The following is a 14,935-nucleotide window of genomic DNA, read 5'->3' on the forward strand; positions in this document are numbered from 1 at the left end:
GTATCCGCACGTCACACGGCATCCGGCGACCAGGCACGGCGGCAGGCGTGGCACCCTGGCTCCTGTTGAATTCCGCACCACCCGAGGAGACGTGCCACGTGCCGCAGAACCAGTCGGTGGAGTCCATCGCCGCCCCGGCGGTGCTCGCCGAGGAACGCAGACTCCACAAGGACCTCGGTTTCTGGGGCCTGACCGCGATCGGGTTCTCCAACATCCTGGGATCCGGCTGGCTGTTCGCGGCCCTGTACGCCGCCCAGACGGCCGGGCCCGCCGCGCTGCTGTCCTGGATCGCGGCGGGGGTGCTGTGCGCCCTGATCGCCCTGGTCATGGTGGAGCTGGGCGCCACCCGACCGGAGGGCGGAGGCACCGTGCGGTGGCCGCTGTACGCCAGCGGGCGGCTGGTCGGCACGATGGTCGGCTGGTCGGTCGTGCTGTCCGTCGGCGGTACGGCCGCGGAGATCAGCGCGATCATGCAGTACGCCGCGCACTATCTGCCGTGGCTCTACGACGGCGGCAGGCTCACCCTGCCGGGTCTCGGCGTGGCCGTCGGGCTGAGCGTCGTCCTCACCGCGCTCAACTGGTTCGCCGTGCGGATATTCGCCCGGCTCAACAACCTGGTGTCGGTGTTCAAGGTCGTCGTCCCCCTCGTCACCGTCGCCGCGCTGTTCCTGTCGGGCACCCACTCCGGGCGCCTCACCGAACACGGCGGCTTCGCCCCGTACGGTTACGTGGCCTGCCTGACCGCCCTCGCCGGCGGCGGCATCGTGTACTCCGTCAACGGGTTCCAGGCCCCGCTGGACTTCTCCGGCGAGGCCCGCAATCCGCGGCGTACCGTACCGGCCGCGGTGCTCACCGGCATCGGCCTCGCCGTGCTGGTCTACCTCGGGCTCCAGCTGGCCTTCCTGTACACGGTGCCGGACTCCGCGCTGGCCAACGGCTGGCAGGGGGTCAACTTCGAGTCGCCGTTCGGCCAGCTCGCCCTCATCCTCAATCTGCACTGGCTGGCCACGCTGCTGTACGCGGACGCCGTGATCTCCCCGGGCGGTTCCGCCTACGTCGGGGTGGCGATCAACGCCCGGCACACCTACGCCCTGGCCAAGAACGGCCTGCTGCCGCGCTTCTTCATGCGCATCGACCCCCGCTCGGGCACGGCACGCCGGGCGTTGCTGCTCAACCTCGCGGTCATCGTCATCTTCATGCTGCCGTTCGGTGGCTGGCAGGACATCGTGAGCGTGATGGGCGACATGTATCTGCTCATCTACGCCGCCTCGGCGGTGGCCGTCGCGGTGTTCCGGGCACACGACCGGGAGCGGGGAGTGTCCCGGGCGGACGGGCAGGTGCCGGGGGTGCGCTGGATCGCGCCCCTCAGCTTCGTCGTGGCCAGCGAGTTCGTGTTCTGGTCCGGCTGGCACGACCTGCGGCTCGCCCTGCCCCTCGTCCTGGCCGCGGTGCCGCTGTTCCTGCTCCAGCGGCGTGGCACCGACGGGCTTCCCGCCCTCGGCGAGCTGCGGCACGGCGCCTGGCTGGTCTTCCACCTGGCCGCGCTGACCCTGCTGTCGTGGCTGGGCACCTTCGGCGGTTCCGGCCGCCTTCCGGCGCCGTACGACACGATCGCGGTGGGCGCCCTCGCGTTCGGCGTGTTCGCGTGGGCGGTGCGCTCGGGCGCCGCGCACCTCAGGACGGGACCGGCCGACGCGGCGCCCACGGCCCCACCGGTCTGAGCACCCGCTGCCCGGAAAACCCCTGGCGCAGCGCTGCTCCTTTCGCCGATGATCGAAAGCCCACCGGCCGTGCACGACTCACCGTATACGGAGGATCGAGACGCGATGAGTGCTCGGAGTGCTCGCCCCCTGCCCGAGAGCGCACCCGCCGCGAAGGGAGTGGACGCCCGGGGCGTCGGCGCGTTCCTCGACGCGCTGGAGTCGGCGCCCGGCCTCGAGCCGCACAGCCTGATGATCGTGCGCCACGGACATGTGGTCGCCTCCGGCTGGTGGGCGCCGTACACCGCGGACCGGCCGCATCTGCTCTACTCCATCAGCAAGAGCTTCACCTCCACGGCGGCCGGATTCGCGGTGGCCGAGGGGCTGATGAGCCTCGACGACCCGGTGATCTCCTACTTCCCGGAGTTCGACGGCGACATCACCGATCCCCGCAGCCGGGCCATGCTCGTCCGGCACGTCGCGGCCATGTCCAGCGGGCATCTGACCGACGCCCGGGAGCAGGCGTTCACCCGCGACCCGGCCGAGCCCGTGCGCGGGTTCCTGCTGACCCCGCCCGACCGCGACCCCGGTACCGTCTTCGCCTACAACAACGCCGCCACGTACAGCCTCGCCGCGATCGTCCAGCGCGTGACCGGGCAGTCGCTCACCGACTATCTGCGGCCACGGCTGTTCGATCCGCTGGGCATCGGTGAGACGGCCTGGATCCAGCGCCCGCCCGGCCGGGATCTCGGCTTCAGCGGCATGTACGCCACCACGGACGCCCTCGCCCGGCTGGGCCTGCTGTACCTGGGCAACGGGGTCTGGGAGGGGCGCCGACTGCTGCCCGCCGCCTGGGTGGCCGAGGCGACCCGGGCGCAGATCAGCAACTCGGACGGCACCGCGGAAGGTGCGGCGTCCGACTGGCAGCAGGGATACGGGTTCCAGTTCTGGCGGTCCCGCCACGGCTACCGGGGCGACGGGGCCTACGGCCAGTTCTGCCTGGTGCTGCCCGAACACGACGCGGTGGTCGCGATGACCACGGACACCGAGAACATGCAGGCGGTGCTGGACAGGGCCTGGCGGCATCTGCTCCCGGCGTTCGGCCCCGCGCCCCTCGACCACCGCCAGGACGACGACGCGGCCCTGCGGCGGCGGCTCGACGGACTCGAACTCCCCGCTCGGGACGAGAAGTTCACGTCACCGGCGGGCGCCGGGAGCGGGCCCACCACCTTCACCCCGGCCGGCGGTACCTGCGCGGACCAGCCCAGGCTGACGGAGGTGACGGTCGCCGCCGATGGTGACGGTGTGTGGACCGTCTCCCTGGCGGAGGGCGCGTCCCGGCTCGATGTGCGGCTCGGCGCCCCGGGATGGACGGTCGAGGACGGTACGGACGGGCGGGTCCCGACGGCGGCGAGCGGCGGCTGGACGGATCCGGACACGTTCGTGGCCGACATCGCCTTCCTGGAGACCCCGCACCACTTCGAGGTGACCTGTTCGCGGGCCGACCGGACCTTCACCGCGCGCTGGCGCACGATGCCGCTGCACAGGTCGCCGCTGACCGCGACGGGGACTCCTCGCCGCACCGAGTAGTGAACACACCACGGTCCACCGGCAACCATTGCCCGCTCGGCGGCGACAGTCGCATGGACGGTTCCACCGAGCTGAGGAGTGGTGTGGTCATGGCGGCCCAGAGGCGGCGCATACGAGACAACGGCGGGCGCGGACCGGGCGTGGCGGTCTGGGGGGTGCCCCTCGCCCTGGCCCTGACGGTCGGCCTCGCCCCGCAGGGGCACGGCGCCGAGACGGGCGCGGCACGGAGCGAAGTGGCGGCCTCGGCCTGGGCCGACGGCGTCGCCGACGGGTTCGCGTCGGTCAACGCGCTCGGCCAGAACGGCACGTACGGAGGCCGCGACGGCAAGACCGTGACGGTGCGGACACTGGCCGACCTCGAGAAGTACGCGACGGCCGCCGAGCCGTACGTCATCGTGGTGGCCGGGGCGATCACCATGGACCCCAAGGGCAAGGAGATCAAGGTCGCCTCGGACAAGACGATCGTGGGCCAGGGGGCCTCGGGCGAGATCGTCGGCGGCGGCTTCTTCCTCGGGCAGGGCGTGCACAACGTCATCATCCGCAATCTGACGATCCGCGACTCGTACATGGGCACGTGGAACGACAAGGAGCACGACTACGACGGCATCCAGATGGACGGCGCCCACCATGTGTGGATCGATCACAACGATCTGAAGCACATGGCCGACGGCCTGATCGACAGCCGCAAGGACACCACGTATCTCACGGTCTCCTGGAACCGGCTGGAGACGCACAACAAGGCGTTCGGCATCGGCTGGACGGAGAACACCACGGCCGACGTCACCATCCACCACAACTGGTTCCGGGACACGGAGCAGCGCAACCCGTCCGCCGACAACATCGCGCACGCGCACCTGTACAACAACTACCTGCAGGACCTCCCTGGCACGGACATCGCCTCCTCCTACGGCAACTACTCGCGCGGCAACACCAAGATGGTGCTGGAGAACAGCTACTTCGAGGGGATGAAGAACCCCGTCATCAAGGACGCCACCGCCTCGATCGTGCAGCGGGGCAACACCTTCGTGAACACCAGCGGCCGCAACGAGAGCGGCGGCACGGCCTTCGACCCCAAGGCGTACTACGCCTACACCCTCGACCCCGCCGCCAAGGTGCCGTCGGTCGTGAAGTCCGGCTCCGGACCCGGCGGCACCCCGGCGCGGTAGCGGGCCCGGGGGAGCGCGTCAGCCCTGGCGGGCCGGGCCCGTGGACTTGCGGATGACGAGGTCGACCGACATGTCGAGCCGTATCGGGGCCCGGTCCGGCTCACCGGTGACGGCGCCGAGCACCCGGATGGTCTCGGCCGCCATGGCCTCGAAGGGCTGACGCACCGTGGTCAGCGCGGGCGCGGCGGACCCGGCGGCGTCGATGTCGTCGAACCCGACGACCGAGACGTCCCCGGGGACGCGCAGCCCGCGTTCGGCACACGCCTCGATGACGCCGAGCCCCTGGAGGTCGTTGCCGGTGACGAAGGCCGTCGGCGGATGCCACAGGTCGAGGAGGGCGTGGGCGGCGCGCCGGGCGGGCTCGGTCTGGAACGGCACCGCCCGGATCAGCTCGCGGTCCGGGCCGATCCCCGCGTCCCGGAGCGCGGCAAGGTAGCCGCCGAAGCGCGCCCGGCAGCAGGTCAGTTCCATGGGCCCGGAGACCAGGGCGATCCGCTCGTGGCCGAGTTCGGTGAGATGACGGGCGGCCATCGCCCCGCCCCGCCACTGGGTCGCCCCGATGGCGTTCATCCCGGAGGGCGCGTCGCCGATGGTGTCGAGCACGACCACCGGGATACGGGCACGCGCCAGCCGTTCGGTGACGACCGGCGGGACGGGCGAGAGGACGAGCACGACACCGCTCGGACGGCGGGCGAGCAGGGTGTCGAGCCAGCCCGTGTCACCCTCGGCATGGCTCACCGTGAGCGCGTACCCCGAGGAGCGCGGCACCGGGGACCTCCTCGACGGGATCGGCGCCCATGTCGACTTCCTCTCCCAGGGCACCGTCCTGTGGTCCATCGCGAACGTCTCGACCTGGCAGTGGACCGGCTACAACATGATCATTGTCTATGCGGCGCTCCAGGCGATCGACCGCGAGATGTTCGAGGCCGCCCGCATCGACGGGGCGAGCGACTGGCACATCGCCTGGCTGATCAAAGTGCCCGCCGCGGGCGTCCCACCGCTCCTCGACCGGGCCCCGGCCCACGTGGAGGCCACCCGACGGGTCGGCGAGGACGCGGAGTTCCTGTTCCTCCTCAACCACTCCGGGACCGAGACCGCCCGCGTCCCCCTCACCGCGGACGGGATCGACCTGGTCTCCGGGACGAAGACGGACGGGGCCATCGAGCTGGCACCGCTCGCCGTCGCGGTCGTACGGTCCGAGCCGGGGCGGGCGGCGCTGCCGCGGAACTCCACGCGGCGGGCGTCCTCCGGGACCCCGGTGAGGCCCCCGCGTGGCGATCAGTGGCGGACGCGGGTAACGATGGAATCACCGGTTCGGGCGAACGAGAGGGCCGTGTGGGCGTACGGGGCGCCATCGGGCGCTGTGTCCCGGCCCGGCAACTCGTGCGAGGGAGGATCTCATGGATCCGTCCGATGCCTCCGGCGCCGCCGAGCCACAGCCGCTGAGCGCGCGCGAGCGCCAGGAGTACGCCCGGCTGCGCGCGGCGGCGGCCGTACGCCACCGGCGCCTGCGCCACGCGGGCGCGTGCGTACTGCTCGTCCTGGCGCTCCTGCTCGCCCCGCTCGCAGTCGTCGCCACCTGGCTGCACGAGGAGGTCACCGACGCCCAGCGGTATGTGGAGACCGTCGCCCCGATCGCCAGGGAGCCCTCCGTCCAGACCGCTGTGACCAATCGCCTCACCCATCGCGTGGTCCATCAGGTGGACGTACCCGCCATCACGGCCCGGCTTTCCCGCAACCTGGACACGTCAGGGGCCCCGCCCGTCGTCGTGAACGGCATCCGGGTCCTCACCGGACCGCTGGAAACCGTCCTCGGCGACGCCGTCCACCGCACCGTGCACAAAGTGATCACCAGCGAGCGGTTCCCGGTGGTGTGGGACGCCGCCAACCGCCGCGCCCACGCCGCCGTGGTCAAGGTGCTCACCGGCGAGGGCAACAGCGCCGTCCAGCCCCGGGGCGACACGATCGTCCTGGACATCGGCACGGTCGTCGACAACGTGAAGCAGCGCCTCGTCCGGGCGGGCTACGGCAACGCCGCCAAGATCCCCCATATCGACCGCCAGATCGTCCTGTTGCGGACGGACAAGCTCGACAAGGCGCAGGCCGCGATGCGTGTGCTGGACGTCGTCGGCCCCTGGCTGCCCGTCGTGACGATCGTCCTCGCCGCGTTCGCCGTATGGGCCTCACCCGCGCACCGGGCCATGCTGATGGCGGCCGGGATCGGCACGGCGGTGATGATGATCGCGCTGCTGGTCGGGCTGGCCGTGCTGCGCGGCGTCTACCTGGACTCCGTGCCGCCCTCGGCGCTGCCCCGCGACGCGGCGGCAGACATCTTCGACACGCTCGTACGCTTCCTGCGCGAGAGCACCCGCACCCTCCTCGTGGTGGCGGTCATCACCGCGCTCGCCGCCTATCTGTACGGGCCCGGGCGCGGTGCCCGGGCCGTACGCTCCGGGGCGGCACGTGGCATCGGCGCCATCGGCCGGGCCCTGGCCCGCGCCGGTGCCCGCACCGGTGGCTTCGGCCGCCGGCTGGACACGTACCGTGCCTGGACCACCGGCGTCGTGATCACCGGCGGTGCGCTCGCCCTGGTGCTGTGGAACCACCCCACTCCGGCGTCCGTCGCCCTCGTCCTGGGCATCGTCGTGGTCGTCCTGGTACTGCTGGGCGTCCTCGCCGCCGTGTCCACCTCCGCGAACACCGCGGCACGTGGCCGCCCCGGGCATCCCTGACCCGCCCGGGCCTCAGCGGAACCGTTCGGCGAGAGCGGCCATGGTGTCGAGGTGGGCGAGCGTTTCGCCCTCCGGTTTCGTCGGCAGGTACAGCAGCACCCGGTCCACCCCGAGCCGTTGGTACCCCTCCAGCGCCTCGGCGGTGTCCGGCACCGCGTACACCGTCACCGGCACGTCCCGGCCCGCGACCTTCCGCAGCCGCTCGATCTGCGGGGCCAGCTTCTCGGGCGGCACGCTGTTGGCCAGCCACGCGTCCCCATGGGCGGCGATCCGGGGGAACGCGCGCTCGCCGCCGCCCACGTAGACCGGCGGATGCGGACGCTGTACGGGCTTGGGCCACTGGTAGACGGGGTCGAAGTCCACGAACTCGCCGTGGTACTCCGCCTTCTCCTTCGTCCACAGCTCCCGGATCGCCGCCAGCCGCTCGTCCACCAGACGGCCGCGGGTGGACGGGTCGGTCCCGTGGTTCTCCATCTCCTCGCGGTTCCATCCGATGCCCACGCCGAACACGGCCCGCCCGCCGGAGACCAGGTCGAGGGAGGCCACCTCCTGCGCCGTGATGATGGGGTCCCGCTGCGCCACCAGGGCGACGCCGGTCCCCAGCAGCAGCCGCGTGGTGACCGAGGCGATGGCGCTCAGCGTGACGAACGGATCGAGGGTCCGGTAGTAGATCTCCGGCAGTTCGCCACCGCCCGGATAGGGCGAGCGGCGTTCCACCGGGATGTGGCTGTGCTCGGCGATGAAGAGCGAGTCGAATCCCCGCTCGTCGAGGGCGCGCCCCAGGGCCGCGGGCGCGATGCCCTGGTCGGTCACGAAGGTCGATACGCCAATCTTCACAGCGACTCCTCGGTCGGCGACTCCACGGTTCGGCGTGTGCGTGAGCACGGAGGTTTGCCGACGGGTACCCGCAGGACCGCCCGCCACACGTGATCCGTCAGCGAGTCGCCGTCCGCCGCGAAATGCGACCGGAGGTCGGCAGTTCTTCAAGTGATCGGCACATCCATTCCACAGAAGTCGTGTGTACGGCATGCTGTCGGCACCGAGCGGCCCCGGGGTGCGGCGGCTCCGCCCGGGTATGCGCGGTTTCCGCGCGGAGGCGGAGCGGCGGTGCGGCGCCAGTTGTGACGTTCGTGTGCCTGGCCGGTGCCGGTCATGTGGGCACGTGTGCACGCCATGTGATCGGAAAGTTGGCGGAATGCGTAGTTCCGGATGCGCCGCGATTCGAAGGTGGCCGACACGCGTGGTTACATCCTTCCGCGCCGAGACGTTCCCGGAGCCCGGCATCCAGCAGGGTGGGAACGTGCCGCGGTGGCCGGTGGCGGAGCCGCACGCGTGGCGGCGACCACCGGCCGTAGAAGCTCGTTTAGAGATACGTATCCAAGGGAGACGCAGTAATGAACAACGCACCCAAGGTCGCGACCCAGGAGATCTCCGACGCTGAGCTGGACAACGTGGCCGGCGGTCTCGGTGCTGTGGGCGACGCCCTGGGCACCGTGCAGTCCGTCACCGGTCCCGTCACCGGCCCGGTCACCGGCGCCGTGGGCACCGTCACCGGCACCGTCGACGGCGTGACCGGCCTGAACACGTCCGGCATCGTCGGCACGGTCGCCGGTCTCTGAGGCCACCGCGTCACCCCATGCCCCGGGCCTGACTGGTCCGGGGCATGCGCGGTCCCCGGCACCCGCCGCTCCCGGACCGCACACCCCCGACCCGTTCCCCCGCGCCCCGGCCGGTTGAGGAAAGACTCCCGTGCAGTTCCGCCAGCAGGCCCTTTCCAAGCTCCAGTCGGCAGACGACATCGACCTGCCGGTCCGCTACGCCCGCCCCCAGGGCTGGCTCGCGCTGACGGTCACCCTCGTCGTCATGGCCGCGGCCGCCGTCTGGGCCGTGACCGGCAGCGTGGCGGACACCCTGAACGCCTCCGGTATCCTCACCCACGGCCAGGGCAGCTATGTGCTGCAGAGCCCGGTCAGGGGACAGGTCACCGCCGTGCTCGCCGAGGAGGGCGGCACGGTGCGCGCGGGCGCGCCGCTGGTGAAGGTCCGTAAGCCCGACGGCGGCAGCACGGTCGTGCGCGCCCTCGCCGGGGGCCGCCTCACCACCCTCTCCGCATCGATCGGTTCGGTCCTGAACACCGGCGCGGACGTCGCCTCCGTGGAGCGCGTCCGCCACTCCCGCGACCCGCTGACCGCGACCCTGTACGTCCCGGCGGAGCGGGCGGCCTCGGTGCCCGCGGGCGCGGACGTCGACCTCAGCGTGCAGTCGGCGCCCTCCCGGACGTACGGCGTACTGCGCGGCCAGGTGCAGGCGGTCGGCCGGACCGCCCAGTCGCGCCAGCAGATCGGCGCCTTCCTCGGCAGCGCACAGCTCGGCGAGGAGTTCTCGAAGGACGGCCCGCCGGTCGCGGTGGCGGTACGCCTCGACCGCTCGTCGGCCACCCGCTCCGGCTACCGCTGGTCCTCGCCGAAAGGCCCGCCGTTCGCCCTCGGCTCCATGACCCTGACCGACGGCACCATCCACCTGGCCGCCCGTCACCCCGTCGATTGGCTGCTCCCGTGACCACGACGAACCCGGCGAACCCGGCGAACGAGAGCGGCGGGCCGCCCCGCCCCGCACCCGCCGGGACCAGCGGGCGCCGCCGCCCCGAACCGGCCCGTGGACGACGGCGCGCCCCGCGCCGGGGGAGCGGCCCGAAGAAGCCGGGGCGGCGGACCGTACGCACCCCCACCGTCCTCCAGATGGAGGCGCTGGAGTGCGGCGCCGCGTCGCTCGCCATGGTGCTCGCCCACTACGGCCGCCACGTCCCGCTGGAGGAACTGCGGATCGCCTGCGGCGTCTCCCGCGACGGGTCCCGGGCCAGCAACCTGCTGAAGGCCGCCCGCAGCTACGGGCTGCGCGCCAAGGGCATGCAGATGGAACCGGAGGCGCTGGCGGAGGTCCAGGCCCCGGCGATCCTGTTCTGGGAGTTCAACCACTACGTCGTCTACGACGGCATGGGACGGCGCTTCGGCAAGCGCGGCGTCCACATCAACGACCCCGACAAGGGGCGCCGCTTCGTCACCACCGAGGAGTTCGGCTCGAGCTTCACCGGGGTCTGCCTGGTCTTCGAACCCGAGGCCGACTTCCGCCGCGGCGGACGCCGCCCCGGTGTCCTGGACGCGCTGCCCGCGCGGCTGCGCGGCACCGGCGGCACCCTGCTGGCCTCGCTGCTGGCCAGCCTGCTGCTGGTGGTCGTGGGCGCCACGGTGCCCGCGCTCAGCCGCACCTTCATCGACACCTTCATCGTCGGCGGCCAGACCTCGATGCTGCCACCGCTGTTCGCGTCCATGGCCGTGGCGGTGGTGCTGACCGCGGTGCTGACCGGCGTGCAGCAGGCGAACCTGCTGCGCGGACGCATCATCTCCTCCACCCTCGGCAGCGCCCGGTTCCTGCGCCATCTGCTGCGGCTGCCCGTCACGTTCTTCGCCCAGCGCAGCCCCGCCGACCTGGTGCAGCGCCTGCGGTCCAACGACACCGTCGCCGAAACCCTCGCCCGCGACCTGGCCGCGGCGGCGGTCGACGGGATCGTGGTGGTCCTGTACGCCGTGCTGCTGTGGACCTACGACCCCCAGCTCACCATGGTGGGAGTCGGGCTCGCGCTGCTCAACGTGCTCGCGATGCGCGTCGTGATACGGCTGCGCGCCACCAGGACCCAGAAGCTGCGCGCCGACACCGCGCGGCTGACCACCACCGCGTACACCGGGCTCCAGCTCATCGAGACGATGAAGGCCACCGGCGGCGAGAGCGGCTACTTCCGCCGCTGGGCCGGTCAGCACGCCATCACCCTGGAGGAACAGCAGCGCCTCGGCGTACCGAGCGCGGCCCTTGCCGTCGTGGCGCCCACCCTCGCCACCCTCAACAGTGCGCTCATCCTGTGGATCGGCGGGCTGCGGGCCGTCGAGGGCCATCTCTCGATCGGGCTGCTGGTGGCCTTCCAGGCGCTGGTCACTCGCTTCACCGCGCCCATCACCCGGCTGAACGGCGTGGCGGGGCGCATCCAGGACTTCTCCGCGGACGTGGCCCGGCTCAAGGACGTGGAGCGCTTCCCCGCGGACACCCTCCACACCCGCGACGAGGGGCAGCCGGACGCCGACGGCGCCCGCCGCCTCACCGGCCATGTGACGCTGGAGAACATCACCTTCGGCTACAACCCGCTGGACGAACCGCTGCTGCGCGGCTTCTCGCTGTCCGTCGGCCCCGGCCGCCAGGTGGCGCTGGTCGGCGGCTCCGGGAGCGGCAAGTCCACCGTGTCCCGGCTGGTCTCCGGCCTCTACAGCCCGTGGGAGGGGGCCATCCGCATCGACGGGCAGCGGCTGGAGGACATCCCCCGCGGCCGGCTCGCCGCCTCCGTGTCCTTCGTCGACCAGGACGTCTTCCTGTTCGAGGGGACGGTGCGGGACAACGTGGCGCTGTGGGATCCGTCGATCCCGGACGACGCGGTGGTGGCCGCCCTGCGGGACGCCGCGCTCTACGACGACGTCATCGCCCGCCGCCCCGGCGGCATCCACTGCCGGGTCGAGCAGGACGGCCGCAACTTCTCGGGCGGACAGCGGCAGCGGCTGGAGATCGCCCGGGCCCTGGTCCGCCGCCCCAGTGTGCTGGTCCTGGACGAGGTGACCAGCGCCCTGGACGCGCAGACCGAGCAGACCGTCATGGACAGCCTGCGCCGCCGCGGCTGTGCCTGCGTCGTGATCGCCCACCGGCTCAGCACCGTCCGGGACAGCGACGAGATCCTCGTCCTGGACCGCGGCACGGTCGTGGAGCGCGGACGGCACGAGGACCTCGCGGTCGCCGGAGGCCCGTACGCCGAGCTGATGAAGGAGCACTGACATGGCGTCCGTACACCCGCCGGCGGCCGAGGCCACGGACGCCGACGGCGGCGACGCGGTCGTGCGAGCGCTGGGCGCCCTCGGCGCCCCCGTCGACGGCGCCGGACTGCGCAGCCTCCCGCTGGAGGGCCCTCAGGTGCTCTGGCTCGTCGTCGAAGGCGCCCTGGACCTCTTCGCGGTCGACGCCGCCGAGGAGGGGCAGTGGCACTTCCTCGGCCGCCTGGAGACGGGCGCCGCGCTGCCCGGCCCCGTCGAGGGCCCGCGCCACACCCTGGTGGGGCGGCCCTCGCAGGACTGCGCGGTGCGCCGCATCCCGCTGCGCGAGCTGTACCGGCCGGAGCGGTACGACGCGTACGGCGCCCCCGAGGACACCACTTACGACACCGCGTACGACACCACGTACGACAACGTGGCGCCGACGCCGCTGGAACACGCCGTGGCACTCGGCATCAGCCGCAGCCTCGGCGTGCTGTTCCAGGCCCCGCTGGACGGGGGAGCGCCGCCCGGCGAGGAGGCGGCCGACGAAGACCTGCTGTGGCTCCCGGTGCCGCCCGGCAGCGTGCGCTACGGCGCCGAGTACAGCGCCCAGGCCGCCGGTGACCTGCTGATCGACGGCGCGCTGTGGCAGCGGATGGTCAACCAGCAGTACCGGCTGGGCACCGCCGTGGACCGCTGGATCGACACCCTGGAGCGGGCCCACGCGGACCGCACGGCCGCCGGGATCCGGGCCGGTGAGGCCGTCCGCTCACGGGCCGACGAGGCGCTGATCGCGTCCATCGGAGGCCCCCGGAACTCGGCCGGGGCCGCCGACGACAGCACCGACGACGCCGTGTACGCCGTCTGCCGGGCCGTGGCGGACGCTGCCGGGATCACCCTCGCCGAACCGCAGAAGGGCCCCGTCGCCGACGACCGTACGGACCCGGTGGAGCGCATCGCGGCCCACGCGCGCGTCCGCACCCGGGCCGTCCGGCTGGAGGGCCGCTGGTGGCGCGAGGACGCGGGCCCCCTGGTGGGCTATCGCGCCCTGTCCGGGGCGCCGGTGGCGCTGCTGTGGCGGCGCGGCCGGTACGAGGCCGTCAACCCGGCCTCGGGCCTGCGGATACGCATCGGCCGCGGCACCGCGGAGGAGTTCGAGCCGCGCGCCGTGATGTTCTACCGCCCGCTGCCCGAGCGGCCGATGACGATGTGGCGGCTGCTGCGCTTCACCGCCCGGGGCTCCGCCCCGGACCTGCGCGGTCTGTGCGCCGCCGGGCTGGTGACGGTGGCGCTCGGCGCGCTGGTGCCGGTCGCCACCGGCCAGGTGCTCGGTACGTTCGTGCCCCGCGCCGAGAAGGACCCCATCGTCCAGATCGCCCTGGCACTGATCGTCTCCAGTGTCGTCGCCGCGTCCTTCCTGCTGCTCCAGAACCTGACCCTGCTGCGGTTGGAGGGGCGGCTGGAGAGCACGCTCCAGCCAGCCGTCTGGGACCGGCTGCTGCGGCTGCCCACCACGTTCTTCGCCGAGCGCTCCACCGGCGAACTGGCCAGCGCCGCCATGGGCATCAGCACCATGCGCCGGGTGCTGTCCGGCACCGCCCCGGTGGTCCTCCAGGCGGGCACCGTCGGCGCGATGAACTTCGCCCTGCTGCTGTTCTTCAGCGTGCGACTCGCGCTCGTCGTGCTGGCCATGCTGCTGGTCATCTGCGGCATCTTCCTCGCCATGGGCCTGTGGCAGGTGCGCTGGCAGCGGCGGCTGGTGGAGACCGAGAACAAGCTCAACAACCAGGCGTTCCAGACCCTGCGCGGACTGCCCAAGCTGCGGGTCGCCGCGGCCGAGAACTACGCCTACGCGGCCTGGGCCCGCGGCTTCGCCCGCTCCCGCGACCTGCACCAGCGCACCGGGCGCATCAAGAACCTCACCCAGGTCCTCGACGCGGTCTATCTTCCACTGTGCTCGCTCATCGTGTTCCTGCTGCTGGCCGGTCCGGCCCGGGGCAGCATGTCGGCGGGCGGCTTCCTGACGTTCAACACCTCCGTCACCATGCTGCTGACGTCCGTCACCCAGCTCACCAACTCCCTGGTGTCCGTGGTCGCCGTGCTGCCCATGTTCGAGGAGGTCAAGCCGATCCTGGACGAGCCGCCCGAGGTGCGCGGCGGCAGCGCCCAGCCCGGCCCCCTCTCCGGCGCCCTCCAGGCCAGGAACCTCACCTTCCGGTACGGCACCGACGGCCCGCTGGTCCTCGACGATGTGTCCCTGGAGATCCGGCCGGGCGAGTTCGTGGCCGTCGTCGGCCCCAGCGGCTGCGGCAAGTCCACGCTGCTGCGGCTCCTCATCGGCTTCGAGCGGCCGGTGTCCGGCAGTGTGCTCTACGACGGCCAGGACCTCGCGGCCCTCGACCAGGCCGCGGTGCGCCGCCAGTGCGGGGTCGTGCTCCAGAACGCGCAGCCGCTGGGCGGCACCGTGCTCGACTGCATCCGCGGCGCCGAGCCGTTCACCCCGGAGGAGGCCATGGCGGCCGCCGAACTCGCGGGCCTGGCCGAGGACATCCGCCAGATGCCCATGGGGCTCCACACGATGATCTCCGGCAGCGGCGCCATCTCCGGCGGCCAGCGCCAGCGCCTGATGATCGCCCAGGCGCTCATCCGCCGGCCGCGCGTCCTGTTCTTCGACGAGGCCACCAGCGCCCTCGACAACGAGACCCAGCGCATCGTCATCGACAGCACCCGTCGTCTCAACGCCAGCCGACTGGTGATCGCCCACCGGCTGTCGACCGTCATGGACGCCGACCGTGTGCTCGTCATGGAGGAGGGCCGGGTCGTCGAACAGGGCGCCCCAGCCGAGCTGATGGCCCAACAAGGCGGAAAACTGCATGAGTTGGTGCGGCGCCAGCTGAACTAGC

9 protein-coding genes and 2 pseudogenes are annotated in these 14,935 nt (G+C 72.3%); 9 read left to right on the forward strand and 2 right to left on the reverse strand.

Annotated features, from left to right (window positions below):
- Positions 1-98: 98 nt before the first annotated feature.
- From ACFZCY_RS25815 to ACFZCY_RS25825, 3 genes and pseudogenes are all read left to right on the forward strand, one after another.
- Positions 99-1,721, forward strand: coding sequence for an amino acid permease (locus tag ACFZCY_RS25815; RefSeq protein ID WP_391177773.1), 1,623 nt, complete (start codon positions 99-101; stop codon positions 1,719-1,721).
- Positions 1,722-1,826: 105 nt separating this feature from the next.
- A complete protein-coding gene (locus ACFZCY_RS25820; protein ID WP_391177776.1) occupies positions 1,827-3,290 on the forward strand; it encodes a serine hydrolase in 1,464 nt (487 codons plus the stop codon).
- Positions 3,291-3,379: 89 nt separating this feature from the next.
- A pseudogene (locus ACFZCY_RS25825) lies at positions 3,380-4,435 on the forward strand (polysaccharide lyase family 1 protein); the annotation flags it as partial.
- A 39-nt stretch (positions 4,436-4,474) separates the two neighbouring features.
- On the opposite strand, the gene ACFZCY_RS25830 reads toward ACFZCY_RS25825, so the two are convergent.
- Complete coding sequence (locus ACFZCY_RS25830) at positions 4,475-5,224, reverse strand: substrate-binding domain-containing protein (protein ID WP_391177779.1); 750 nt, start codon at positions 5,222-5,224, stop codon at positions 4,475-4,477.
- On the opposite strand from ACFZCY_RS25830, the pseudogene ACFZCY_RS25835 reads away from it, so the two are divergent.
- Together ACFZCY_RS25835 and ACFZCY_RS25840 are read left to right on the forward strand one after the other, a co-directional pair.
- Positions 5,196-5,639, forward strand: a pseudogene (locus ACFZCY_RS25835) (ABC transporter permease subunit); the annotation flags it as partial. The gene ACFZCY_RS25830 and the pseudogene ACFZCY_RS25835 overlap by 29 nt on opposite strands.
- 217 nt (positions 5,640-5,856) lie before the next feature.
- On the forward strand, positions 5,857-7,188 hold the full coding sequence (locus tag ACFZCY_RS25840; RefSeq protein WP_391177782.1) for a hypothetical protein: 1,332 nt from the start codon (positions 5,857-5,859) through the stop codon (positions 7,186-7,188).
- Positions 7,189-7,200: 12 nt separating this feature from the next.
- Here ACFZCY_RS25840 and ACFZCY_RS25845 read toward each other — a convergent pair whose 3' ends face one another.
- On the reverse strand, positions 7,201-8,025 hold the full coding sequence (locus ACFZCY_RS25845; protein ID WP_391177785.1) for a TIGR03619 family F420-dependent LLM class oxidoreductase: 825 nt from the start codon (positions 8,023-8,025) through the stop codon (positions 7,201-7,203).
- Between the two features lie 557 nt (positions 8,026-8,582).
- Between ACFZCY_RS25845 and ACFZCY_RS25850 the strand changes: the two genes are divergently transcribed.
- From ACFZCY_RS25850 to ACFZCY_RS25865, 4 genes are all read left to right on the forward strand, one after another.
- On the forward strand, positions 8,583-8,807 hold the full coding sequence (locus ACFZCY_RS25850; RefSeq protein ID WP_391177788.1) for a type A2 lantipeptide: 225 nt from the start codon (positions 8,583-8,585) through the stop codon (positions 8,805-8,807).
- A gap of 130 nt (positions 8,808-8,937) precedes the next feature.
- Entirely contained in the window at positions 8,938-9,747 is an 810-nt protein-coding gene (locus ACFZCY_RS25855; protein WP_391177791.1) for an HlyD family efflux transporter periplasmic adaptor subunit, read from the forward strand.
- Positions 9,744-12,056 carry an NHLP family bacteriocin export ABC transporter peptidase/permease/ATPase subunit gene (locus tag ACFZCY_RS25860; RefSeq protein ID WP_391177795.1) on the forward strand — a complete coding sequence of 771 codons (2,313 nt, stop codon included), beginning with the start codon at positions 9,744-9,746 and terminating at the stop codon, positions 12,054-12,056. The genes ACFZCY_RS25855 and ACFZCY_RS25860 overlap by 4 nt, the downstream gene beginning before the upstream one ends.
- 1 nt (position 12,057) lies before the next feature.
- The gene (locus ACFZCY_RS25865; protein ID WP_391177798.1) at positions 12,058-14,934 is read left to right on the forward strand and encodes an NHLP bacteriocin export ABC transporter permease/ATPase subunit; all 2,877 of its coding nucleotides are present in this window, start codon (positions 12,058-12,060) and stop codon (positions 14,932-14,934) included.
- Position 14,935: the final 1 nt, after the last annotated feature.

It is taken from the genome of Streptomyces sp. NPDC007983, from assembly GCF_042958345.1.
Classification (GTDB): domain Bacteria; phylum Actinomycetota; class Actinomycetes; order Streptomycetales; family Streptomycetaceae; genus Streptomyces.

Excerpts from the sequence above, each read along its gene's own strand:
- ACFZCY_RS25820 (WP_391177776.1), top strand. The coding sequence starts at position 1,827 with ATGAGTGCTCGGAGTGCTCGCCCCCTGCCCGAGAGCGCACCCGCCGCG.
- ACFZCY_RS25840 (WP_391177782.1), top strand. The coding sequence starts at position 5,857 with ATGGATCCGTCCGATGCCTCCGGCGCCGCCGAGCCACAGCCGCTGAGC.
- ACFZCY_RS25850 (WP_391177788.1), top strand. The coding sequence starts at position 8,583 with ATGAACAACGCACCCAAGGTCGCGACCCAGGAGATCTCCGACGCTGAG.
- ACFZCY_RS25865 (WP_391177798.1), top strand. The coding sequence starts at position 12,058 with ATGGCGTCCGTACACCCGCCGGCGGCCGAGGCCACGGACGCCGACGGC.